Genomic DNA, 23,744 nt, shown 5'->3' on the forward strand with positions numbered 1-23,744 from the left:
TCTTTGATACTCGTGGACGAGTCTTTGATACTCGTGGACGAGTCTTTGATACTCGCGGACGAGTCTTTGATACTCGCGGACGAGTCTTTGATACTTGTGGACGAGTCTTTGATACTCGCGGACGAGTCTTTGATACTCGTGGACGAGTCTTTGATACTCGCGGACGAGTCTTTGATACTCGTAGTTTTTTTAACGAACCGCTAAAGACGCAAAGGACGCGAAGAAGGAGAAGAAATATCTCTATAAATGAAATGAAGTAAAGCAGTGCGTTAGCCTTTGGCGTAACGCACCCTACCAAAACGTTAAAGGAGTGGAAATTAATAAGGAGTTAAGAATAAATTACTCCTAACTCTTGTACAGACGCGATTAATCGCGTCTCTAATTTTTACAACGCACAAGTCAACTCGCCGGCTTTTTGACTGAAGCGGTGATTCTCCCGATAATCTACGGGACAATCTATCACGGCGGGCACATCTTGAGCGAGGGCTTCTTTCAAAGTGGGAATCAAATCTAAAGCTGATTCAACTCGGTAGCCTTTTAAACCCATACTTTCCGCTAATTTAACAAAATCGGGATTGCTAAAATGCACAAAGGCTGAGTTTCCTTTGCCAAATTGATTTTCTTGCTTCCACTCAATTAATCCATAGCCACCATCATTGAAAATTATCGTGACAAAAGGCGTACCAACACGCAAGGCTGTTTCTAATTCTTGAGAATTCATCATAAAGCCGCCATCGCCTGTTACAGCAACGACTTTGCGCTTGGGATGAACCAGTTTTGCTGCTAAAGCGCCAGGAATAGCAATACCCATAGCCGCGAAGCCGTTGGAAATTATGCAAGTATTGGGACTATGGCAATGATAATGACGGGCCATCCACATTTTATGTGCGCCAACATCAGAGATGACGATATCATCTGGGCCCATCACTTGGCGTAAGTCATAAATTAACTTTTGCGGCTTGATGGGAAATCCGTCATCATGGGCATACTGTTCGTAATCAGCCCGAATATCTGACCTTAAACTGATGCCAAAGGGATCGGGTTTACCTTGTCGGTCTGCTAATTTTAAGATTTCATAGAGTGAATCTGAAATATCTCCCACAACTTCAGCGTTGGGAATATAACTACTATCAATTTCTGCCGGACTTACCCCAATATGCACAATGGGAATTTCACCATTCCGATTCCATTTCTTGGGAGAAAACTCAATCAAATCATAGCCGATCGCAATTACTAAATCTGTGTTATCAAACCCACAGGTAATGAAATCTCTTTGCTGTAATCCCACTGCCCACAAAGCTAAGTGATGGGTGTAGGGAATCACGCCTTTACCCATGAAAGTATTGACAACAGGTATATTCATCAGGGTGGCAAATTGCGTGACTGCATCACTTGCATGGGCGCGAATTGCCCCATTTCCGACTAAAATTAATGGGTTAACTGCTTGGCAAATTGCGGCGGCAGCTGCCCGAATGCTAGCAAAAGATGCATAGGTTTTTTCGCTATTATCCTTACGCAAAGGTTTGCCTTCTACAGGCATGGCAGCAATATTTTCTGGCAAATCAATGTGAACTGCACCAGGTTTTTCCGATTGTGATCGCTTAAATGCTTTCCGCACTACTTCTGGTGTAATACTCGGTCGCACAATCTGCTTATTCCACTTGGTAACAGGTGCAAACATTGCCACCAAATCTAAATATTGATGGGATTCAATGTGCATTCTATCTGTTCCCACTTGACCAGTAATCGCCACTAAGGGCGCACCATCGAGGTTAGCATCTGCTACCCCAGTCATCAAATTGGTTGCCCCAGGGCCAAGAGTAGAAAGACATACTCCGGCTTTTCCGGTTAAGCGTCCGTAGACATCAGCCATGAATGCTGCACCCTGTTCATGACGAGTCGTAATAAATTTAATCGAAGAATGTTTTAACGCTTCCAAAACGTGAAGGTTTTCTTCACCAGGAAGTCCAAAAATGTATTGCACTCCTTCATTTTCTAGGCACTGCACCAATAACTCTGCTGTATTCATTTTATTTCCTAACTAGCAACGAATAAGACTGGGGACTGGGTACTGGGGACTGGGGAATGGGGAATGGGGACTGGGGAATGAGGACTAGGGACTGGAGACTGAAAACTAGGGACTGGGAAATGGGGAATGTGAAAAATCCTTCCTAATACCTAATCGCTAATTCTTAATATCTAATCCCAATACCCAGTTCCCAATACCCAATACCCAGTCCCCAATACCCAATCCCTATCACTTCACCCATACGGTTTTAACATTGACAAACTCATGTATACCTTGGATACTCAATTCTCTGCCATATCCAGAACGCTTGATGCCACCAAAGGGCAACCGAGGATCGGATTTGACCATACTGTTAATAAACACGGCACCTGCTTCAATTTCTTCAACCAAGCGATCGCTCTCTTGGTTATTGGTTGTCCAAGCACTTGCACCTAAACCAAAGGGTGAGTTATTGGCGAGTTTAATGGCAGCATCGATATCTGGAACCCGAAATAACAAGGCTACCGGGCCAAAGAATTCTTCTTTGGCAATTGGTGTGTCGGTGGGGATATCTATGATAATCGTTGGCGGATAAAAGTTTCCAGGACGATCTGATAAAGGATGTCCACCGATGATGACTTTACCACCGCTGCTAATAGCACCTTGCACTTGTTGATCTAAATCCTGGAGAATACCAGGAGTTGCCAGTGGCCCTAAATCGGTATCTGGTTGCATAGGATCGCCTACTTTCAGCGCCTCAAATTTTTCTAAAAGCAATTTTTCAAATTTGTCTGCGATCGCTTCTGCGACAATAAAACGTTTTGCTGCAATACATGATTGCCCGTTATTTAACATCCGCGCTGTAGTAGCTGTGACAACTGCTGTCTCTAAGTCAGCACTTTCTAACACAATAAATGGGTCACTTCCTCCTAATTCCAAAACTGTTTTTTTAATTTGTTTGCCGGCGGCGACAGCGAGGGATGCACCTGCTGGTTCGCTTCCTGTCAAGGTAGCAGCTTTTACGCGGTCATCAGCCATTAAATCGGCAACTTTGGCAGCGCCTATTAATAGAGTTTGAAACGCACCTTCAGGAAAACCTGCCCGTCGGATAATATCTTCAATTGCCAAGGCGCATTGGGGCACGTTGGAAGCGTGTTTGAGTAAACCGACATTCCCCGCCATCAGGGCTGGTGCGGCAAAGCGAAAAACTTGCCAAAAAGGGAAATTCCACGGCATCACCGCGAGAATCGCACCCATTGGTTGATAACGTACAAAACTCTGGTTGGCATCAGTTTTTATACTGACATCAGCTAGAAAACCAGGAGCGTGTTCGGCATAGTAGCGACAGACTACGGCACATTTTTCGACTTCCGCGATCGCAGCTTTAAATGGCTTACCCATTTCTAGAGTCATTAACTTAGCAAATTCTGCTTTATCTTGCTCTAAAATATCAGCAGCCTTTTGCAGCCAGTGCGATCGTTCCGAGAAACTAGTCTGACGATATTGTTCAAAAGTCCGATTGGCTAAATCGAGTTTAGCGACAATCTCTTCATCATTGAGCGCCTCAAAGGTTTTGAGCGTCTCCCCAGTGGCGGGATTAATGGTGGCGATCGCCATTACCTGACCTCCCGTTAAAAAATAGCTTCGGTAGGCTTCCTAGTGTTACACAGATCAATTCTGGAAGCTACCACCCAAATTCTAGTCTTTTAACCCAGAATTGGTTGTTGAATATTACAATTTTGCAATTATTTTTGAAATAAAATATACCAATCAATAAGTATTAATAGTGATAAATTAAATGCAAGTAGAGTTGCTAGAATTCAGACAATTGCAGCATTTCAATTCTCAACCATGCAAGCTATAGAGGAATTAAGCTATGACTCAAGCTTTACGCAAACTAGTGACATTCGATGAATTCGTTGCTAAATATCCAGATAATACAGGCAAACGTTACGAACTATATGATGGACTAGTAGTCGAAATGCCCCAACCAACAGGCGACCATGAAGAGATTGTTGTATTTTTATCTACAAAAATCACTTTAGAATATAGTCGCCTCAGTCTGCCGTATGGTATACCAAAAACAGTATTAGTAAAACCACTTGAAAACGAATCAGCTTACTCACCAGATGTCCTGATACTAAATCTTCCTAATTTAGTTGATGAACCTCTGTGGAAAAAAGAATCAACTGTTACTCAAGCAGCATCAATCCCTTTAGTAATTGAGGTGGTAAGTACAAACTGGCGTGATGATTATCTGAAAAAATACGCTGACTATGAAGAAATGGGAATTCCTGAATACTGGATTATTGATTATGCTGCATTGGGCGGTAGAGAATTTATTGGCAAGCCCAAACAACCTACTCTTTTGGTTTGCTGTTTAGAAGAAGGTGAGTATCGCATTAGTAAGTTTCGAGGAGATGACCGTATCCAGTCGCCAACATTTCCAGAGTTTAATTTAACCGCAGAGCAAATTTTTTGCGCTGGCATAGTCAGCTAAATTTAGCATCAAGCTATTCAACCTTTCGTAAGAGAGAGGCTGTCACAGCTATGCATAACAGATTTATCTAACCAGGATAGTTAGGTATTTTTTATTTGGAAGCCTCTAAGGTAATTCATAATTAGTGATTTTTTCCTATTCCCCATTATGCCCAATCCCTAAAGATTAATGATTGGAGCAACAATTGTTGGTACTGGCTGCAATTTTGTCTGATAAACCTTAACTAATCGCTCAATACCTTTGAAACGATAATCTCCCATTTCTTGGAAGTCTGAGGGTTGTGAAAGCATTGTATGGGTGGCTTCACTAATCACGCATTCACTAGGGGGACAAACTGCTTCCATGCGAGCAGCAAGATTAATCGTCGCGCCTAATGCCGTATAATCTACCCTTTGGGAACTACCGACATCTCCCACCACCGCCTTACCGCTATTAATTGCAATACGTAATTGCAGGGGTTCGTGCCAAAAACCATTGGCATTAAGATGTTCGAGACGAGTGAGCATTCCCTTGGCAGCAGTAACAGCGCGATCGGCATGATCTGCTTGCGGTTCTGGAGCGCCAAAAAATGCCATAATACAATCGCCAATATACTTATCTAAAGTGCCGCCGCAACCAAACACTTCTTTTAGCATTTCTTCAAATAAATTATTTAATAGTTGAGCGATCGCAGTTGGTGTTAACCTTTCAGAAATTGCGGTAAAGCCAACTAAATCAGCAAACAAAATACTGATTTCGCTTTCGGCGGGAGCTAAACGACCACCCGGTAATCCGCCTACAGAGATCAACTGCTGTACAACTGCTGGAGAATGATAACGTTCTAGTCGGTGACGAATCATCTCTTCAGTTTTGAGTTTCTCTACTAACAGCCAACGCTGCACACTAGAAGCTACAAGGTTTGCTAAAGCTGAAAAAAAGCTTAATTCTTCTTCACCTTCATTTGCCCAATGGTAAGAAGAAAAATTGGCATCGGCATACAGTACGCCCACAACTTTAGTTTCATCCCATAAAGGCACTGCCATCGCGCTACGAATGCCTTTGACTAAAATACTCTGTTCGCTAGCAAACCGTTCATCCTGCTGAGTATCACCAGTTTGAATGGCGACTTTTTCCTCAAATACCTTTTGACAGATACTACGACTAATCCAACTACCATCAGAAGGGAGATGTTTCTGTTGGGAAATATTTCTAGTAGCAGCATTCATTAATTCCAACTGGCCGCGACCATTGACATCAATTAATAATGCCAAGCGATCAATACTATCAAGGTAACGAAAAACTACTTGCTGCACCTGAGAAAAAATCTCTTCTATAGACGCGGCTGCACAGAGATTTTTTGCTATGTCCACTAAGTCTTTGAGACGGGCAATGGTTTTGTCCTTATTAGAGTTGTCGCCATCTTTACTATCAGGTGCAATCCATTGCTGTTGTAAGTGTTCGACATTGTGAAGGATTGTTCTTTGCTCATTGATGTCCGAAATTCCGGGATACTCAGGTGTCGGTTGAGAAACAGGGTTTGTGAGCAACACTACCAGACTGACATTACCTAGCCAAATGATATCGCCGTGATGTAACTCTTGGGGATAATTAACAAGATATTTATTGACTTGCGTCCCGTTTTTGCTGCCCAGATCCTCAATAGTCCACACACCGTCAGCCGTTTTTACTAAGCGAGCATGGTTGCGGGATACTCCACCAAAAGGTAAGTACAAGTTACATTCCGGCAAACGACCAATCGTAAATACATCTTGGTCAACTGCGATCGTTGTCTCAGTATCTCCTTCTTGTAGGCGTAGCGTGAGTTCAGTCATGAGTGTGATACGATCCATCGAAGCTAGAGGTCAAGCAACTTTAAGGTAAGTTATACCCTACAGGTTAACCTTCACCTTTTCTTTATGACACTGCTAACTGCATTCCGACAACTGTATTTCAGTAGTGCTGAGTGCTGAGTGCTGAGTGCTGAGTGCTGAGTATAACCCCATAGTTAAAACTAGGCGAACGCCAACGCCAGGGGCGAACAGAACTTTGCTCTTAAGCTGTTACGCATTTAATTTGTATATTTAATTGTGAGAGTTGTCATTGGTCATTGGTCATTAGTCATTTGTATTTCAAAGGACAGATGACCAATTGACTTAGGGACTTCCAAGAAATAAATTATCCAATTTCACGCCCATCAAAACGACTTTCTCTCCCCCTGCCCCCTGCCCTAAAAGCGATGGGATATTTTTTTATTTGGAAGTCCCTTAGAACGGTCTGAATGCAAAAATGTACAAACTAGACGCGCATCAGCTTAGGGGCGCAACTACCCTATATGCTGAGTGCAATTAATTTTACTTTTATACTCTAAATCGAGTTACTTGCTTGCCGAGGCACTGTTAACGATCGCCAGGTTTATCGCCATTGGTGGCAGGCGCTGCTTTACGTTTAGCCGATGTCTGTGGTAACGGTTTAGCAGTTCGAGCCGGGCGTTTCTCACTTCTGGGCTTGGCTCTGTGTTGCTTTCCATTTGGGATTGGTTCGGGGTTGCTATCAGGGTTGGGCGCAAAACCAGCAACCACTTCCTTCGGTAAGCGCTGCTCAATCAGTTTTTCGATATCTGTCAATAGATGCTGTTCATCGATGCACACTAGCGATATAGCTTCACCTGATGCGCCAGCGCGACCGGTGCGACCAATACGATGAACATAATCTTCTGGTACATTGGGCAAATCAAAGTTAACAACATGGAGCAGTTCGCTAATGTCAAGACCCCTAGCAGCAATATCTGTCGCCACCAGTACTTGTAAGCTGCCATTTTTGAACTTTGCTAGAGCGTTGGTACGCACCGGCTGGCTCTTATTACCGTGGATTGCCAATGCTTGAATGCGGTCTTCGCCCAACTGCTTCACCAAACGGTCAGCGCCATACTTAGTGCGAGTGAACACTAGCACTTGATACCAATTATCTCGTCGAATCAAATGAGCAAGTAATTGGCGTTTCTTGTCACGGTCTACCTGGTAAACTTTCTGTGCGATCGTGTCGGCAGTAACGTTGCGGCGTGCTACCTCAATCATCGTCGGGTGATTGAGTAGTCCGGCGGCCAGGGCCTTAATTTTGTCTGAGAAAGTAGCGAAGAATAGCAAATTCTGTCGCTGTTTGGGCAAGAGTGAGAGGATACGGCGGATATCATTAATAAAACCCATGTCCAGCATCCGATCGGCTTCATCCAGTACCAAAACCTCAATTTGCGATAGGTTCAGCGTACCCTGCTGTATGTGGTCTAGCAGTCGTCCTGGAGTAGCGACCAAAATATCCACTCGACCCCTCAAACGCTGTTTTTGCAGATTAATACTGACTCCGCCAAACATCACCATCGAGTTGAGATTTAAGTACTTGCCATACTCGCGCACGCTTTCTTCTACTTGTGCAGCGAGTTCGCGAGTCGGAGTGAGAATCAGCGCCCGGATCGGCGGGTATCCATTAGGCGTACCTTTGCTTTTGTTAGACGACAATCGATGCAACAGCGGCAGTGTAAAACTAGCGGTCTTTCCAGTGCCAGTTTGTGCCCCAGCTAATAAATCTCTACCCGATAAGACAGCAGGAATCGCCTGCATCTGAATTGGCGTGGGTTCCGTGTATCCTCGTTCGGTAACAGCACGAAGAATTTCATTGGACAAGCCGAGATCGGAAAAGGACATAAGACTCCAAAAATAACATCGGCCTGTCGCCAATGATGGCGTCAGTCTTAGGCGGACGGATAAAAATCATGGAAAAGCTGGATGGGCAGTAGCGCAAAGACTGAGAGCGAGTGCCGCAGTCCCTCATTCTAACAGATTGCCGTCTATTGTGTTGTTAAAGTTGCTCTGATTCAGTGTTGTGTTAAATTGGCATTACCTGCTTGTAAAGCAAAGTATTGAACAAATGGGAGAAATTCATTATCGCAATCCAAAAGCAACTGATTAATTCACAAATCAAATCACCTAGCGTCTTCTTGATTGACCATGAGAATAACAATCGTGGTCTGATCGACACCAATGAGGCGTTACAGCTAGCCGAAAGCTTAGAGCTTGACTTAGTTGTAGTCTCCCAAGGTAAAGACGCTCCAATCGCCAAGATTCTCAATTATGGCAAGCTTCAATATCAAAAGAAAAAACGTCAGAGCCAAAGTGCTAGACCCACGGTAAAAGAAGTTCGATTCGGTCTAAACGTGGGTGTGGCTGATTACAATTTACGTATTGAACAAGCAGGTGAGTGGTTAAGTAAAGGCGATTCTGTCAAGTTTGCCATTCGTTTACGAGGCCGAGAACATCAATATCGTGACAAAGCGGGAGAACTGCTAGACCGAATTGCAAACGATCTCAGTCAAGTAGGTAAAATCCAGTCGCTGGATAAACGCGCCCTAGTTGTTCAAGTCATTCCTGCCTAGTATCTGGCGATCGCTAGAGGATGTATTTGTGGCAGCTTGTAAGGAACGAAAAAAGCCGGAAATAGTACTGTAGCTTCTATGGAAAAAACAGTCAACTGTTACTCAAGGTGAATTTGACTTTCCGACCAAATCAAGCGCCACGCGCCGGGATATAACCAATCAATCGGCGCATTTAGTAATTAGGTGTGTCAAGGCATCAATCAGGCGATCGCTTTCCATTGGTACAATGTCCTTCCCATGCATCACATTTTGAGTAATATGAAAATGCACCAATGCTCCTAAGAGAATTCTCGCCGTTGCTTCTGGGTCAGGTATGTTTAATTCTGGAGCTGCTAAGTAGTGAGTGAGAGTTTGGGCTACTGGCTTAATCATCACCCGAACACAAATTTGAGCTAACTCTGGAAAACGCCCAGATTCCCCAATTAGTACTCGCATAAATGCACTATGTTCTTTGTCGTTAAGCATTTGCTCTAATGCTTTGGTTGCTACCTGGTGCAGTATGGCGACTGGTTCTCCCTGAATAGGTTCTGTACCAAAAATAGAACTGTTCTTTTTGCTTGTCAGTTGCTCTAACAGTACTTTAAAAAGTCCTTCTTTATCTTGAAAGTGGCTGTAGACTGTCGCTTTAGAAACACCTGCTGCTACCGCTACTCGATCCATGCTTGTACCAGCATAGCCATGTTGAAGGAATTCTTGCATTGCCCCTTGCAGAATTTGCTCCACCTTATCAACGGAATTGTCTCGATCAACTTCGTCAGCTTTGATGCGTACCATTTATTAATCATCCTTTCTTATAAACAATATTAATAGATGCTGCAAAATACCCAATACAAAATGGCGAAAATAAACATAAGTAGGTCGGCGGAAAAATTTGTCGTAGGAATAAGTCAGGAGGCAGGAGGGAAGAGGGTTTTAGTGTAGTTTATCTTTCTTCACATAGTTTGGTTTAATTGTGCCAACTTACTTACCCTTCGATAAAGCTCAAAAGCCTCTTTTATCAGCTTTCCTCTGTTCTACTTTGTTGTAGTAGACAATCAATCGCAATAGGGAATAACATTCCGCTGCATAATGCCTTTGCAAATTAATTGACAAGTTTAGTTATATCATGTTGACTAAACTAGTCCGTTTAGTTTAGCATAAATTGAACTGTACAGTTTAGTACAAGTTGCTACTGGTGGTCAGGGGAAAATAGTATGGAGCAAAACAGGAATTCAGAGGGTTTAAGGTCTTCTCAGAATCTTTTGCGATCGCCTCTTCTACTTGCAATAATTGCATCTTTTGCCATAGGCGGCTTCAGTGTTTATACAGTAATGAGGCATCAGGCTACAGGTAATGAAAAGCAAAAAGCACCAGTAGCAGTTCAGCCTGTGGTAAAAACAGTAACAGCATTAGGGCGGTTGGAACCAAAGGGAGAGGTAATAAAACTGTCAGCGCCTTCTTCAAATGGTGAAGGAAATCGGGTGGAGCAATTATTGGTGAAAGAAGGCGATCGCGTCAAAGCTGGGCAGGTAGTTGCGATTATGGATAACCGCGCTCGCCTACAAGCTACTTTGGGTGAAGCACAAAAACAAGTTCAAGTTGCCAAATCCCGCCTTAACCAGGTAAAAGCTGGAGCTAAACAGGGAGAAATTGGAGCGCGTCAAGCTACGGTGAATCGTGTACAAGTAGAACTACAAGGAAACATTAAAACTCAGCAAGCCACTATTAATCGTCTAGAAGCAGAACTCCTTGGGCAACAACGAAGCTTGCAAGCAACAGTAGCTCGCGTAGCAGCCGAGAAAGCTAATGCCCAAGCTGACGTACAGCGCTACGAGACTTTATACAAAGCAGGAGCAATTTCTAGCCAAGAAGTTGATAAAAGACGCTTAAGCGCCGAAACTTCTACTCAAGCCTTAATTGAAAGCCAAGCCACCCAGACAAGAACTGTAGCGACCCTACAACAGCAGCTTAACGAAGCAAAAGCCAACCAAAATCAAACCCTCGCCAGCTTGCAGCAGCAGATTAACGAAGCAAAAGCTAACCTAAATCAAACCACTGAAGTTCGTCCCACAGATATAGCAAATGCACAAGCAGAGATAGACAGTGCTCAAGCCACAGTGGAGAAAATTAGAGCAGAACTGGCAGAGGCATACGTTGTGGCTCCTAAAGCTGGTCGAATTTTGGAGATTAATACACGAGCCGGAGAAACTGTTGGCAATGAAGGAATTGTGGCTTTAGGTCAAACCGACCAGATGTATGCAGTAGTAGAAGTCTACCAAAGTGATATCAAGAGAGTGCGTCCGGGACAACCGGTGCTGGTAAGCAGTGATTCCCTCCGCAATGAATTAGGGGGAAGAGTCGATTGGATTGGGATGCAGGTAAAGCGGCAAAATCTGATCAACGCTGACCCCTCTAGCAATATTGATGCCAGAGTAGTGGAAGTGCATGTGCAACTAAATAAACTATCCAGCCAAAATGCTTCTAGCTTAACTAATTTGCAAGTCAAGGCGGTAATTGAACTGTGATTGGATTTATCCAGCAACTGCGGCGGCGAACGCCTTTAGGATGGCTGCAACTGAGTCATGAAAAAGGTCGTCTTTTGGTGGCATTGTCAGGTATTGCCTTTGCCGATGTTCTGATGTTCATGCAGCTAGGGTTTCAGAATGCCCTGTTTGAAAGTAACACAATGCTGCATCGCAGTATGCAGGCTGATATATTTGTCATCAGCCCCCAAGCACGTAACCTAGCATATATGTCTAGCTTTACGCGGCGGCGGTTGTATCAAGCAATGGATGTACCAGGTGTAAAGTCGGCAGAAGGAATGTATGTCAACATTGTTGATTGGAAAAATCCCCAAACACATCAGAAAACGACAATATTAGTTATGGGGTTCAATCCCGATCGGCAAGTATTGAACTTAGCGGATGTGAATCGCCAGATAGATGCTATTAAGCTACCAGATACTGTTCTGTTCGATCGCGCCTCTAGAGGAGATTACAACGAAGTACTCGCCAAAATTGACCAAGGTAAACCTGTTACAACCGAAATAGAACGGCGGACAATTACTGTTAGCGGCTTATTTTCAGTCGGGGCTTCCTTCATAGCCGATGGTACTTTAATTACCAGCGATCAAAATTTTTTGCGACTATTTCCCAGACAAGAAGCCAGCAGTGTCAGTCTTGGTTTGGTGCAACTGCAACCAGGCTATGACCCAAAACAGATGAAAACAGCTTTACAATCTCATTTAGATAATGATGTTAAAGTTTTAACCAAAGCAGAATTTCTCGAATTTGAAATAAATTACTGGAAAACAAATACGGCGATCGGATTTATCTTCAGCCTGGGTGTCACAATGGGGTTTCTGGTGGGCGTGATTATCGTCTATCAAGTTCTTTCTACAGATGTGAATTCCCATATCAAAGAATACGCCACTTTCAAAGCAATGGGGTATAACAATCTGTATTTATTAGGTGTGGTGTTTGAAGAGGCGATAATTTTGGCAATTTTGGGTTTTATCCCAGGAGCGATCGCACCTTTAGGACTTTATCATTTAACTCGTAATGCCACCAATTTGCCAGTTTACATGACCGTAGCACGGGCCTTGACGGTATTAACACTGACTATGATTATGTGCATGATTTCTGGTGCGATCGCCACCCGGAAATTACAATCTGCCGACCCCGCAGATATGTTTTAAAAATTGTCATTTGTCATTGGTCACTGGTCATTTGCAAAGGACAAATGACAAAGAACAAATGACGGTCATCACGAGTAATCGAGCTATTTATGATTAGTAAACCCGTCATCTCTGTAAAAAATCTCGACCACTATTTTGGTCATGGTCAACTCCGCAAGCAAGTTCTCTTTGATATCAACCTGGATATTAACGCCGGCGAAATTATTATTATGACTGGGCCTTCTGGTTCTGGTAAAACTACACTTCTCACCTTAGTCGGCGGCTTGCGTTCTGCCCAATCCGGTAGTTTGCAAATATTGGAACAAGAACTGTGTGGTGCTAACAAAGGACAACTCACCCAAGCGCGACGCAGTAACGGTTATATTTTCCAAGCCCACAACTTGCACGGTAGCCTAACAGCACTCCAGAACGTCAGAATGGGCTTGGAAGTACATAATAATATTTCACCGCCAGAAATGAAAACCCGGTCAGCCCAAATATTAGAGGAGGTAGGATTAGGAGATCGTTTGAATTATTATCCTGATGATTTATCTGGGGGACAAAAACAACGGGTAGCGATCGCTCGTGCGTTGGTCAGTCGTCCTAAAATTGTCTTAGCGGATGAACCCACCGCCGCCCTTGACAGTAAATCGGGACGAGATGTGGTCAACCTGATGCAAACACTAGCTAAAGAGCAAGATTGTACCATTCTCTTGGTTACTCATGACAACCGCATTCTAGATATTGCCGATCGCATTGTCTACATGGAAGATGGCAAGTTAGTAAATGACAGTGCTGTTGTTGCAGCTAGTTAGGCTGCTAGGTCTTCCAACAGATATGTGGTGAAATTAAATATGCGTTATCCAGAGCCTTTGTAGAGACTGCAAAAGTTTCAATCTCTAATAGGGATTTTATTAAATTGCAATAAAACAGCTTGCAGATTCATACGAGTCTGTTTTTGTTTCAATCCCTAATAGGGATTTTATTAAATTGCAATCCTTGCTACCAATGGGTGCGATGCTTACCTTGCGTTTCTTGGTTTCAATCCCTAATAGGGATTTTATTAAATTGCAATATAAAACTAGTCGTCGGGAAGCAACTTTAAAGCAAGTTTCAATCCCTAATAGGGATTTTATTAAATTGCAATCGGAATGATTCAAAAGTGCGATACCTCCACACATTTTCTGTTTCAATCCCTAATAGGGATTTTATTAAATTGCAATACTGCTTCAATGCAATTAATCCAAGATGAGATTGGTTTCAATCCCTAATAGGGATTTTATTAAATTGCAATCTCAATCTTCTGCAACCCTCACGGTTAAGCCAAAAGTTTCAATCCCTAATAGGGATTTTATTAAATTGCAATTACACAGCTTGGAATCGAAGCACAAAATACTGAAGCAGTTTCAATCCCTAATAGGGATTTTATTAAATTGCAATGCCATTCAGCTAGTGGAAGCTTATGTAGTTAATGTTTCAATCCCTAATAGGGATTTTATTAAATTGCAATGACAATTCCCCGTTGAAAATAGGCAGAATTTCTGTGTTTCAATCCCTAATAGGGATTTTATTAAATTGCAATAGAACAGTTATTGAAGTATTATCAGGGATACTGGCGTTTCAATCCCTAATAGGGATTTTATTAAATTGCAATGAATACCCACTACGTCAGACTTCGCGAGGTATCTCGTTTCAATCCTTAATAGGGATTTTATTAAATTGCAATCTGTTTAGGGATTTTGCCCACGGCTAATCAAGCTAGTTTCAATCCCTAATAGGGATTTTATTAAATTGCAATCTTTACATTTGTTAGGATTCAAAGTTAAATACCCGAGTTTCAATCCCTAATAGGGATTTTATTAAATTGCAATGTGCAAATTGCCATTTGATTGTTACTCCTTAGTAGTTTCAATCCCTAATAGGGATTTTATTAAATTGCAATAGAAAGGAGATAAAGGAGATAAGGGTGATAAAGGAGTTTCAATCCCTAATAGGGATTTTATTAAATTGCAATGAAGGGGGATGCTGGGGTTAAGGGTGATAAAGGAGTTTCAATCCCTAATAGGGATTTTATTAAATTGCAATTTCAATCCACGATGCGGGGATTCTCTAGGCAAAGTTTCAATCCCTAATAGGGATTTTATTAAATTGCAATCCGCCCTAGATTCGCTGAGTATGCAAACGCCACAAAGTTTCAATCCCTAATAGGGATTTTATTAAATTGCAATAGCTGGCTTCTCAAAGCGCTGCTGTATTTGGTTTTCAAGGTTCAGTTGCACGAATGAACGAATCATAACACAGGGAATAGTGATATCACAAGATGCAAATCGCTGAAAACCACTCCCCATAAGGTGCGCGGATGGGTTGAAAGTACCATTGCCCTGAAAGTCTTGTATAGATGGAGCGTACAGCCTTTTTCGCTCCTTCTCATTTTGTACATCTACCCATCCGCCCATTTGGCAAGAAAATTAGCCTGATTGGCGATCGCTACTACCATTAAAATAAGCGATCGCCTAACACTTGCACACCTTAATTTACCAAATCAGGGAATACCTCTTGTACAGCAGGATGCACTAAGTGATGATTCTGCACATTCACACCCTTAGCTAATGCTGGGTTAACCTCCAGTGCCAAAATTCCAAAATTCGCCAACTGGACAACATAAGGTAATGTACTATTATTTAGTGCCTGAGTTGCTGTCCAAGGTACTGCTCCTGGCATATTAGGAACGCCATAATGCACCACACCTTCTTCAACGTATACCGGATTTGTGTGGGATGTAGGGTGTAAGGTTTCTATGCAACCGCCTTGGTCAACGGCAACATCAACTATTACCGAACCAGGACGCATTTGTTTGACAAATTCGCGAGATACTAATATTGGCGCTCTACGTCCTAACACTAAAACTGCACCAATAAGCAAATCGGCTTCAATGACTGCGGCTTCAATATGAGCAGAGTTGCTATAAAGCAATTCCACTCTAGATCCAAAGAGTGTTTCTAAGTAAGATAAGCGCTCGACACTCACATCTAAAATCTGGACGCTAGCACCCATGCCTACAGCAATTTTAGCTGCTTCTGTGCCGACAACGCCGCCCCCTAAAATTACTACTTTGCCTGGTTTAACTCCAGGGACACCACTCAAAAGTACACCTCTACCACCTTGCTGACGTTCTAAGAATCTCGCCCCAAATTGTACTGCTAGCCGACCAGCAATTACGCTCATGGGGGTGAGCAAAGGTAGTCTGTTTGCCCCAGGTTGTTCTACAGTTTCGTAAGCGATCGCAGTTGTGCCACAATCAATTAAATGCTCTGTCAATTTGCGATCGGCTGCTAAATGTAAATAAGTAAATAATATCTGCCCTTTTTGCAAAAATTTATACTCAGATGTCAAAGGCTCTTTGACTTTAACAACCAATTCCCGATTCCAAGCCGTTTCTGATGTAGGGACAATCTCGGCTCCAGCACTTCTGTAGTCATCATCGGAGAATCCAGCACCATTACCTGCTTGCGTCTCGACGAAGATGCTATGACCATTTTCTCGCAGCACCCGCACACTAGAAGGACTTAACCCTACCCGAAACTCTTGATCCTTATTTTCCTTGGGAACGCCGATTTCCATATATCGCCTCAGATAATTTTTTTGTTTAACTGTAGCCTTCCAATTTCAAGCTTGCTACTTCCATCTTGCTAGTTCCGTATTAGAGATAGCTGGATTAGAGATACCTAACTTCTGTTCTAACTTTCTCAATTCAATCTGAGTAGCCCAAACTCTTACCCTTGACTATTGCCCCAGTATTTATACAATATATAAAGAATAGTAACAATTTATTAAAAAAACGATTGTATTGCTCCCTACTAGTATTCTATCAAGCCAACCTTGCGGAGTTGGTAGCGAGGGCTAAAGTCTTTACGACGAACTTATTCATCCATCAAAGTTGATGTAGTGGATTAGTGGGAAGCTCTTGCTAAATTTATCAAGTCATCTTGACATTCAAGTACTGCAATCAGCTTTTAAGCTATCCTGACTTTTCTACGTCATCTGTAAAAATTCAAAGTCTCTCTCTTTTCAGGAGAGGATTTAGAGAGAAGTTTTCCAGATACCATGAAAAGTAAGTAGCGATTATACCTACATTCCCTGACTTCTACCAGAAGTCTGATATCAAGTCCCGTTTGCCAAAAAAGGTTTCTTAAAAAGATGACACAAACACAACCGACAATTACACCTAAACTAGAAGAGCCTAAGTTTGGCTTTAACGAATATGCCGAACGCTTGAATGGTCGAGCTGCAATGATTGGCTTTGGTTTAATGCTGGTGATTGAATATGTTACCAATCAAGGGGTGCTATCATGGCTGGGTCTGAAGTAGTGCTATCAACAAGCACGATCTTGAAGTTGTAAGCTAGTAATTAAAAGAGTTTCAACCAGCTGGAACAACCAGTTGGTTTTGACTTCAATAATTGATAGCGGAGTACTTTGCCCTAGATAGATTAATTATACTTAATTCATAAATAACTGCTCTAGAATGTAAGCAAGAGAGGAATCTAAATATTTATTAGCGATCAAAATATCATAGACTTGCAACTAGTATATGCAAGGCAATTAATGAGTAAATTTCCTCCCCCTACTAAAAAAATCATAAATTAGTGTCTGCCTTGAATGAGAAAGGCAAATTATGGGTGAGGTATTCTTGGTAAATATACACAAAAGGTGAACTGGAACCAACCAAGCTGTGATGAATGCTGTATTACCTCGTTTTTTGAAGTCAACCTACCGAAAAGAGCCACTAATCAGTGTATTGATGACAATGGGTGTTATGGATGCCCTGATTGGCGGATTGAATGATAGCTGGTCGTTGTTTGCTTTTGGTTTGGGAACGACAGGGATAGCGCTAGGCTTTAAGTTGTGGCGTTTTCAGCAGCGTCGTTCTTTACCAGAGGAGCCTGTAGTGCAACATTATTTGCCCTCTCGTTCTTCTAGTGCGCCTTTACCAATGTTAAGCGTTTCTAAGAAAAAACCACCTCTTTAAGATGTGCAGAGTTATTACTTAAATAACTCTGCAAAATTTATTGGGTTTAACTGTATTTATATAAAGTGAGGAAAAATAGTGAGTAGTGAGGGAAGAGGTGGCGGTAAATTTCTGCGGCCGGATATTATCCTGGCATTTATGGCAGCTGTGGCCCTTCCAGTGATTACCTGGGAAGGGTTTTATATTCATCAAGCTGATGCTGCCATTGAAGTAACACCAAACTTCCCAGCTAATACCAACTTTGCTAATGCTCAATTGCTCTACACACTCATAGGACATAATGGAACCATTAAATCCCTCGCTTTCACTCCAGATAGCAGAATTCTTGTGAGTGGAGGTGCAGAAAACGAAGGTGTCATTCGCCTGTGGAATTTAGCAAAGGGCAAAAAGTTGGCGACTATTAACAAAGCACACAAAGCTGCTGTAGAATCTTTAGTGATTTCACCAGATGGGCAAACCCTTGCTAGCTGTAGCGATGACGATACGATTAACCTTTGGAGCCTAAAAAATTTAAAATTTAGCCGGTCTTTTGTCGGACATACCAGTAATGTATTATCTTTAGCGGTGTCTCCTGATAGTAAAGTTCTTGTCAGTGGAGCTTTAGATGGGATTCGTCTCTGGGATTTGCTACAGCAGCGTCCTCTAGGGACTATAGTGCGCTTTGATAATTCGATTTATACTCTAGCTATTAGTCGTGATGGACAGACGTTGGCTAGTGGTGATAATAAGGGTGTAATCAAGCTGTGGAATTTGAGTACTGGTAAATTAATCAGTGAATTGGTAGCTCATTCTAGTGCTGTTAGCGGTGTGATATTTACACAAGATGGACAAACATTAGTTAGTGCTAGCCACGATCGCACCATAAAATTGTGGAATATTAATACTGGAGAATTAGTCCGCACTCTTACAGGACATAATAACTGGGTAAATGCGATCGCTCTTAATCCCGATGGACAAACCCTTGCTAGTGCCGGTAGGGATGGAATTAAATTGTGGGATTTAACTACAGGCGAGTTAATAAATACACTGAATGGACATACAGACTGGGTAAGTGCGATCGCTTTTAGTCCAAATGGTAAAATTCTTGCCAGTGGTGGATTCGATCGACAAATCAAGATTTGGGGCATTCCAACAAAACGTAATTAATAGCGATTGGACAAAATAATCGTCAAAGAGTAGACTATATCCCCGACTTCTGAAAAGAAATTGGGGATATCATTTTGACGCTCCTTTCAAGGCTGAGTGACTCGTCATAGCTCAACTTTTCACGTCATCTAGAAAGTCAGGCTATCGCTAACGCCGAAAGATTCCCCCAATTATCTCCTGTATCTGCTAAACTTTGGTTTTGCCTTTTTAGAGTTTTTGTAGTAAAAAATCAACCAAAGCTCAGATGAAATTTTGCTATAACTAGTCAAAATCAATAATGGTAGAAACCAACAGCGATCCCCAAATCTTGAAGAACTGTGAATACTTGATGAAAATACAGCCAACTAATATCTTATCCAGCAAATTCCTGTAAGTATAAACATAGGTAATTTAAAATCATCTGTGCAGTTACTTGCCCTCTAAATCGGAACAATTTCTGAACTTAGACAATCTTAGAAATGGTCATCGTCAGTAAATGCACTCAATTAAAAGTCACGAACTCGTGTGAAGCCAAGGTTTGTAGCGCTTAACCGCTATTTTGAAGGTAGGATAACTTGCTACTTAAATAATGTTTAATTTTCCCGAACTGCTTTTGATCCCCATTTCGATAGAATGACTAGGCAGAACCCTAAAACTAAAAACCGCTTTTGACTGCGAGCTCATGAATCAATTGAACAATGGTTTTACGCTATTTTTAAGTCTGCTAGTCGAGGCGATGCCTTTTTTACTTCTTGGGGTTTTATTCTCCAGTTTGCTGCTGTTTTTTGTTGATGAGCGCAAACTAGTAGAAAAAATGCCCAAAAATCCGCTGTTGGGTGCTTTAGTTGGCAGCGCGATCGGCTTTTTGTTTCCGGTGTGTGAGTGCGGGAATGTACCGGTAGCGCGGCGATTCCTGATTCAAGGAGTACCCACACCAGTCGCAATTGGTTTTTTGCTAGCAGCACCAACAATTAACCCAATTGTAATTTGGTCAACTTGGACAGCATTTCGAGATCAGCCAGAAATAGTAGTCTTACGAGTCGTATTTTCCCTAACAATTGCCACAATTATCGGGTTTGTTTTCAGTTTTCAAAAGGACTTAAATCCCATAATCCAACCTGCGATCGCTCGTTATATGAAGTTTAATCCACCCGCGCAGCCTGAAACCAAACGCCGTGGTAAGGGTTACCAAGCACAGGAGGAAGCACTGACACCGAATATCTTGCAATCTGGGACTTATATCTTAGGAGGAAAAGCAGGTATACCTCTACGGATAGATGCTAATTTCGTACCACCTACCTCAGTCTCTACTTCTAATAAACCGCTGGTAGCGAAACTGCGCCTAGTTGTGGATAATAGCATCCAAGAATTCCGAGAACTCGGCGGAGTCATGGTTGTTGGAAGTGCGATCGCTGCTGCGATTCAAGTCCTAGCTCCCCGTGAATTAATTCTCAGTTTGGGTGCTGGGCCCATTACCTCAATTGTTGTCATGCTGATATTAGCAGTAGTAGTGTCTATTTGTTCTACAGTTGATTCTTTCTTTGCCCTATCTTTTGCCTCAACCTTTAGCAGCGGTTCATTGTTAGCATTTCTAGTGTTTGGGCCAATGATTGACATCAAAGGCATTGGTTTGATGTTATCCATTTTTAAACCCAAAACAGTTTTTTACTTATTTGCTTTAGCAGCACAATTAACATTTGTGTTCACCCTTTTCTTGAACTTGCACGTCTTTTAAAAAATTATTAGTCATTAGTCATTAGTCCTTTGTCCTTTGTTAATGATTAATGACCAATGACTAATGACCAATGACCAATGACTAATGACTAACAAAAATCCCAAATCTAAAATTCCAAATCTATTACTCCCTTGGCTGGATGCTTTAGCAGTTACAGTTTGGGGCACTTTGATGTTGAGATATTGGCTAACTAATAAGCTGAACCTGTTGATTCATCCAAATTACATTTGGTTCGTGGTCGTGACAGGTATCAGCTTGATTATTATTGGTTTCTTCAAGATGCAGGAACTTTGGCAACGTCGTCGCCGTGATATTACACCAAACACCCCGCATATTAGTTTATTTCCCCCAGGTTGGGGCAGTGCTTTGTTGTTGACTACAGCGATTTTAGGTTTTATGATTACACCGCAAGTTTTTGCTAGTGACAAAGCACTGCAAAGGGGGGTAACAACTGATTTATTGGGAAGTACGCGTGTCAAACCCCAAGCCTTTCGCGCTACTGTTCGTCCAGAGGAGCGATCGCTTGTAGACTGGGTACGCACCGTCAATGTCTATCCAGAACCCGATACATATACGGGGCAAAAAGTCAAGGTACAGGGATTTGTCATTCACCCGCCAGATATAGGAAAAGAATATTTGTTTTTAGCACGATTTGTCTTAACTTGCTGTGCAGCAGATGCTTACCCTGTGGGATTGCCCGTCAAACTACAAAATAATCAAGAGCCTTACTCTGCTGATACCTGGCTGGAAGTCGAAGGACAAATGGCGACAGAAAATTTGGCAGGTAAACGCCAACTTACCATTGCCGCTACCTCTCTCAAAAAGATTCCTCAACCCCAAAATCCTTATAGTTATTAGTTAATTTGTTGATGACAAATGACAAATGACAAATGACAAATGACAAATGACAAAATCTAAAGCATTTATCCAACCACTGGATCGTATAGCGATCGCACTAATGCTACTGCTGAGTGTGCTGATTGGGTTAATCATCTTGCAAGGTGATGTGGTAACTGCTCGTGTCCGGGAATTTACTTGGCAAAATCAACAAATTGGAGCCGAAGATAATTCCTTCACCCTCACCTTCAGCCGCCCAATGGAAGTAAAAAGCGTCGAGGATAACTTGAAAATCGAGCCACCCCTAGCAGGTAAATTCAGTTGGGCAGGGCGGCGGATGGTTTATACACTGGTGACACCAGCACCTTATGGCACAAATTACAAAGTGCAGTTACAGGGAGCTAAAGATAAATTTGCGGAGCAAGAAGGCAAAAATCGGGTCATACAGCCCTTTACAGGTAGCTTTCGGACACGCGATCGCGTTATCCTTTACATCGGAACCGAGCAAGAAGAACAGGGACGGTTAGTTCTTTATAACTTGACTCAAGAGCAAAAAAGGGTACTTACCCCCAAAGACCTGATAGTAATCGACTTTGAGTCATTTCCTGATGGGGAGAAAATTTTATTTTCTGCTCGCGCCGCAAACAATCAAGACTTACTTTCAGCCCAACTGTATACAGTGACAACAGGCGTTTCTGCTAAATCTGGACAAAAAGCAGAACCAGAAGGCAAAGTTGACCTGACTTTAGATAGTAAAGATTATCAAAACCTGAAATTTGACTTATCACCTGATGGGCAAACTATTGTCATCCAGCGGGGAAATAAAACTAATCCTGGCGACTTTGGACTATGGTTTATGCCAGCAACCAGTGATGGTTCAGCAGAAAAACCCACTCCCAAACGTCTAAAAAGCCAGCCGGGAGGAGACTTTATGGTGACACCAGATAGTAAAGCCGTAGCGGTTGCTCAAGGACAGGGAGCAGCGATTTTACCACTGCAAGGTGATGCCAGTAAACCTTTGGATTTTCTGCCGCAGTTTGGTTTGGTACAAGCTTTTTCCAAAGATGGCTCTCAAGCAGCGATGGTAAAGTTTAATACAGATTACACGCGGGATTTATTTTTGGTGACAAACCAAGGTGTGCAGAAACAGCTATTAAAAACAACAGGTTCAATTCTCAGTTGCCAATTTGACATCGCCTCACCTACCCTCTACTGCTTGCTAACACAGCTAGTATCCAAAGAACAATATATAGAACAGCCCTATGTGGTGGCAATTGATTTGAAAACTGGGCAACAGAAACCACTGTTAGTATTGCCTCCCGCTCAACGAAATGTGCAAATGAGTTTATCTGCCGACGGTTTGGGCTTGTTATTTGACCAAGTAGTACCCCAGACAAACACAACAGCATCATTACCCACAAACACTTTGAAAACCGATGATGGAGATGTTATTGCTACCAGTAGCCTGTGGTTAATGCCTCTGTTGCCCATCGCTGATGCTGCGACTGTTGAAATTAGACCAGAACAACTCCCCTTAGCCGGATTTCATCCCCGCTGGCTACCTTGAAAAAGCTTAGATTCCCGACTTTTTAGAGAAGTCGGGAATCTTGTTGATACCAAGCTGCCAATTCCTCATTTATTGGATTTGAAACTATGAATTGATAATTTGTCCAAGCTTCCCAAAAAATATAAATTGATAGTATTCCTAAGAAAATACGAAGTACTAAACTCACAGTAGAATCTGGTAGTTTTGGCAGTGTACGAGTACTCATTTGAACGCCTAAAAGACCGCCACATCCCAAAACTATACCTTGAACAAACAGAATATTTCCCTCTAATGTATGTCCTGTACAGGCAGCTAAAGCAGTGATGACAATCACGCCCAAACTAGTCTGAATTGCTACTTTAATTTCTTCTCCCAGTAGTAGCATTTGTAGTGGCACCATAATCGTACCACCACCTAAGCCGAATAAACCTGCTAAAATTCCTGCTGCTCCCCCAGTGCCAATTTTAGAAAATAATGGGTTAAATACTGGGGCTGTATCCTCTTTTTCCTGGAAGGATAGTTGCTTGCGAAGCTCAATCAGATAGATATTAGCAAGTAGTATGATGCCAAATGTAAAAAGTATTATATAAGATGGAATTTTATTGGCGAAATATACACCTATTCCAGTAGTTAGAAAAGCTGGAATTCCTAAATAAATTACTCGTTTAAAGTCAAAGTAACCCATCCACCAATTTTGCAAACTTCCAGAAATTGAAGTAATCACAATAGCAAGGCTACTAGTAGCGATCGCCTGAACGGGAGTATAACCTAGTGTGACTAAAAGAGGAATTGTGATAATACCGCCACCTATTCCTAAAAGTCCAGCTATGACTCCAGATATTAAACCCCCACTCACTAAAATCAACCAACTAAAATCAATCATAAATAATTATTTTTCTACAGAA

At 42.2% G+C, this 23,744-nt stretch carries 19 protein-coding genes and 1 CRISPR repeat array; of the genes, 12 read left to right on the forward strand and 7 right to left on the reverse strand.

Features of this window, described 5'->3' with window-relative positions:
* The coding region (locus HWQ58_RS07820; RefSeq protein ID WP_292859974.1) for a hypothetical protein at nt 1–260 on the forward strand (260 nt) is incomplete at its 5' end.
* 125 nt (nt 261–385) lie between these two features.
* Here HWQ58_RS07820 and HWQ58_RS07825 read toward each other — a convergent pair.
* Together HWQ58_RS07825 and HWQ58_RS07830 are read right to left on the reverse strand one after the other, a co-directional pair.
* Nucleotides 386–2,029 carry an acetolactate synthase large subunit gene (locus HWQ58_RS07825; RefSeq protein ID WP_292859977.1) on the reverse strand — a complete coding sequence of 548 codons (1,644 nt, stop codon included), beginning with the start codon at nt 2,027–2,029 and terminating at the stop codon, nt 386–388.
* A gap of 228 nt (nt 2,030–2,257) precedes the next feature.
* Nucleotides 2,258–3,625, reverse strand: a complete 1,368-nt coding sequence (locus tag HWQ58_RS07830) for an NAD-dependent succinate-semialdehyde dehydrogenase (protein WP_292859980.1) — start codon at nt 3,623–3,625, stop codon at nt 2,258–2,260.
* A 259-nt stretch (nt 3,626–3,884) separates the two neighbouring features.
* Between HWQ58_RS07830 and HWQ58_RS07835 the strand changes: the two genes are divergently transcribed.
* Complete coding sequence (locus HWQ58_RS07835) at nt 3,885–4,508, forward strand: Uma2 family endonuclease (RefSeq protein ID WP_292859983.1); 624 nt, start codon at nt 3,885–3,887, stop codon at nt 4,506–4,508.
* Between the two features lie 158 nt (nt 4,509–4,666).
* Here the strand turns inward: HWQ58_RS07835 and HWQ58_RS07840 are convergent, their stop codons facing one another.
* On the reverse strand, nt 4,667–6,319 hold the full coding sequence (locus HWQ58_RS07840) for an adenylate/guanylate cyclase domain-containing protein (RefSeq protein WP_292860064.1): 1,653 nt from the start codon (nt 6,317–6,319) through the stop codon (nt 4,667–4,669).
* A gap of 564 nt (nt 6,320–6,883) precedes the next feature.
* On the reverse strand, nt 6,884–8,185 hold the full coding sequence (locus tag HWQ58_RS07845) for a DEAD/DEAH box helicase (protein WP_292859986.1): 1,302 nt from the start codon (nt 8,183–8,185) through the stop codon (nt 6,884–6,886).
* Between the two features lie 215 nt (nt 8,186–8,400).
* Here HWQ58_RS07845 and infC point away from each other — a divergent pair, with 215 nt between their 5' ends.
* On the forward strand, nt 8,401–8,913 hold the full coding sequence (gene infC / locus HWQ58_RS07850) for a translation initiation factor IF-3 (RefSeq protein WP_104907695.1): 513 nt from the start codon (nt 8,401–8,403) through the stop codon (nt 8,911–8,913).
* A gap of 159 nt (nt 8,914–9,072) precedes the next feature.
* On the opposite strand, the gene HWQ58_RS07855 is transcribed toward infC, so the two are convergent.
* Complete coding sequence (locus HWQ58_RS07855) at nt 9,073–9,687, reverse strand: TetR/AcrR family transcriptional regulator (RefSeq protein WP_292859989.1); 615 nt, start codon at nt 9,685–9,687, stop codon at nt 9,073–9,075.
* A gap of 419 nt (nt 9,688–10,106) precedes the next feature.
* Here HWQ58_RS07855 and HWQ58_RS07860 point away from each other — a divergent pair, with 419 nt between their 5' ends.
* The 3 genes from HWQ58_RS07860 to HWQ58_RS07870 all read left to right on the forward strand — a co-directional run bounded on the left by HWQ58_RS07860 (nt 10,107) and on the right by HWQ58_RS07870 (nt 13,383).
* Nucleotides 10,107–11,417 (forward strand): HlyD family efflux transporter periplasmic adaptor subunit, encoded by a 1,311-nt coding sequence (locus HWQ58_RS07860; RefSeq protein WP_292859992.1) that lies wholly within the window; start codon nt 10,107–10,109, stop codon nt 11,415–11,417.
* The gene (gene devC, locus HWQ58_RS07865) at nt 11,414–12,589 is read left to right on the forward strand and encodes an ABC transporter permease DevC (RefSeq protein WP_292859995.1); all 1,176 of its coding nucleotides are present in this window, start codon (nt 11,414–11,416) and stop codon (nt 12,587–12,589) included. Before HWQ58_RS07860 ends, devC begins: the two co-directional genes overlap by 4 nt.
* 89 nt (nt 12,590–12,678) lie before the next feature.
* Nucleotides 12,679–13,383, forward strand: coding sequence for a DevA family ABC transporter ATP-binding protein (locus tag HWQ58_RS07870; RefSeq protein WP_292859998.1), 705 nt, complete (start codon nt 12,679–12,681; stop codon nt 13,381–13,383).
* Between the two features lie 74 nt (nt 13,384–13,457).
* Nucleotides 13,458–14,796: direct repeats of the CRISPR family, unit length 37 nt; unit sequence GTTTCAATCCCTAATAGGGATTTTATTAAATTGCAAT.
* Between the two features lie 301 nt (nt 14,797–15,097).
* Here the strand turns inward: HWQ58_RS07870 and ald are convergent.
* Complete coding sequence (ald, locus tag HWQ58_RS07875) at nt 15,098–16,189, reverse strand: alanine dehydrogenase (RefSeq protein ID WP_292860000.1); 1,092 nt, start codon at nt 16,187–16,189, stop codon at nt 15,098–15,100.
* Between the two features lie 576 nt (nt 16,190–16,765).
* Between ald and HWQ58_RS07880 the strand changes: the two genes are divergently transcribed.
* From HWQ58_RS07880 to HWQ58_RS07905, 6 genes are all read left to right on the forward strand, one after another.
* Nucleotides 16,766–16,936, forward strand: coding sequence for a hypothetical protein (locus tag HWQ58_RS07880; RefSeq protein WP_099099534.1), 171 nt, complete (start codon nt 16,766–16,768; stop codon nt 16,934–16,936).
* 366 nt (nt 16,937–17,302) lie between these two features.
* The gene (locus HWQ58_RS07885; RefSeq protein WP_292860067.1) at nt 17,303–17,596 is read left to right on the forward strand and encodes a hypothetical protein; all 294 of its coding nucleotides are present in this window, start codon (nt 17,303–17,305) and stop codon (nt 17,594–17,596) included.
* Nucleotides 17,597–17,734: 138 nt separating this feature from the next.
* Nucleotides 17,735–18,742, forward strand: a complete 1,008-nt coding sequence (locus HWQ58_RS07890; RefSeq protein ID WP_292860070.1) for a WD40 repeat domain-containing protein — start codon at nt 17,735–17,737, stop codon at nt 18,740–18,742.
* A gap of 661 nt (nt 18,743–19,403) precedes the next feature.
* Nucleotides 19,404–20,456, forward strand: a complete 1,053-nt coding sequence (locus HWQ58_RS07895; protein WP_292860003.1) for a permease — start codon at nt 19,404–19,406, stop codon at nt 20,454–20,456.
* An 84-nt stretch (nt 20,457–20,540) separates the two neighbouring features.
* Complete coding sequence (locus tag HWQ58_RS07900; RefSeq protein WP_292860006.1) at nt 20,541–21,314, forward strand: TIGR03943 family protein; 774 nt, start codon at nt 20,541–20,543, stop codon at nt 21,312–21,314.
* Between the two features lie 46 nt (nt 21,315–21,360).
* On the forward strand, nt 21,361–22,860 hold the full coding sequence (locus tag HWQ58_RS07905; RefSeq protein WP_292860009.1) for an Ig-like domain-containing protein: 1,500 nt from the start codon (nt 21,361–21,363) through the stop codon (nt 22,858–22,860).
* Nucleotides 22,861–22,882: 22 nt separating this feature from the next.
* On the opposite strand, the gene HWQ58_RS07910 is transcribed toward HWQ58_RS07905, so the two are convergent.
* Nucleotides 22,883–23,722, reverse strand: a complete 840-nt coding sequence (locus tag HWQ58_RS07910) for a sulfite exporter TauE/SafE family protein (RefSeq protein WP_292860012.1) — start codon at nt 23,720–23,722, stop codon at nt 22,883–22,885.
* Between the last annotated feature and the right edge of the window lie 22 nt (nt 23,723–23,744).

Source organism: Nostoc sp. LPT, assembly GCF_017115165.1.
Classification (GTDB): Bacteria; Cyanobacteriota; Cyanobacteriia; order Cyanobacteriales; family Nostocaceae; genus Nostoc.

What these genes read in the sequence shown, in the direction of transcription:
- HWQ58_RS07825 (WP_292859977.1), bottom strand. Translation starts at nt 2,029, where the DNA reads ATGAATACAGCAGAGTTATTGGTGCAGTGCCTAGAAAATGAAGGAGTG.
- HWQ58_RS07830 (WP_292859980.1), bottom strand. Translation starts at nt 3,625, where the DNA reads ATGGCGATCGCCACCATTAATCCCGCCACTGGGGAGACGCTCAAAACC.
- HWQ58_RS07835 (WP_292859983.1), top strand. Translation starts at nt 3,885, where the DNA reads ATGACTCAAGCTTTACGCAAACTAGTGACATTCGATGAATTCGTTGCT.
- HWQ58_RS07840 (WP_292860064.1), bottom strand. Translation starts at nt 6,319, where the DNA reads ATGACTGAACTCACGCTACGCCTACAAGAAGGAGATACTGAGACAACG.
- HWQ58_RS07845 (WP_292859986.1), bottom strand. Translation starts at nt 8,185, where the DNA reads ATGTCCTTTTCCGATCTCGGCTTGTCCAATGAAATTCTTCGTGCTGTT.
- HWQ58_RS07855 (WP_292859989.1), bottom strand. Translation starts at nt 9,687, where the DNA reads ATGGTACGCATCAAAGCTGACGAAGTTGATCGAGACAATTCCGTTGAT.
- HWQ58_RS07860 (WP_292859992.1), top strand. Translation starts at nt 10,107, where the DNA reads ATGGAGCAAAACAGGAATTCAGAGGGTTTAAGGTCTTCTCAGAATCTT.
- HWQ58_RS07870 (WP_292859998.1), top strand. Translation starts at nt 12,679, where the DNA reads ATGATTAGTAAACCCGTCATCTCTGTAAAAAATCTCGACCACTATTTT.
- ald (WP_292860000.1), bottom strand. Translation starts at nt 16,189, where the DNA reads ATGGAAATCGGCGTTCCCAAGGAAAATAAGGATCAAGAGTTTCGGGTA.
- HWQ58_RS07880 (WP_099099534.1), top strand. Translation starts at nt 16,766, where the DNA reads ATGACACAAACACAACCGACAATTACACCTAAACTAGAAGAGCCTAAG.
- HWQ58_RS07885 (WP_292860067.1), top strand. Translation starts at nt 17,303, where the DNA reads ATGAATGCTGTATTACCTCGTTTTTTGAAGTCAACCTACCGAAAAGAG.
- HWQ58_RS07890 (WP_292860070.1), top strand. Translation starts at nt 17,735, where the DNA reads ATGGCAGCTGTGGCCCTTCCAGTGATTACCTGGGAAGGGTTTTATATT.
- HWQ58_RS07895 (WP_292860003.1), top strand. Translation starts at nt 19,404, where the DNA reads ATGAATCAATTGAACAATGGTTTTACGCTATTTTTAAGTCTGCTAGTC.
- HWQ58_RS07900 (WP_292860006.1), top strand. Translation starts at nt 20,541, where the DNA reads ATGACTAACAAAAATCCCAAATCTAAAATTCCAAATCTATTACTCCCT.
- HWQ58_RS07905 (WP_292860009.1), top strand. Translation starts at nt 21,361, where the DNA reads ATGACAAAATCTAAAGCATTTATCCAACCACTGGATCGTATAGCGATC.
- HWQ58_RS07910 (WP_292860012.1), bottom strand. Translation starts at nt 23,722, where the DNA reads ATGATTGATTTTAGTTGGTTGATTTTAGTGAGTGGGGGTTTAATATCT.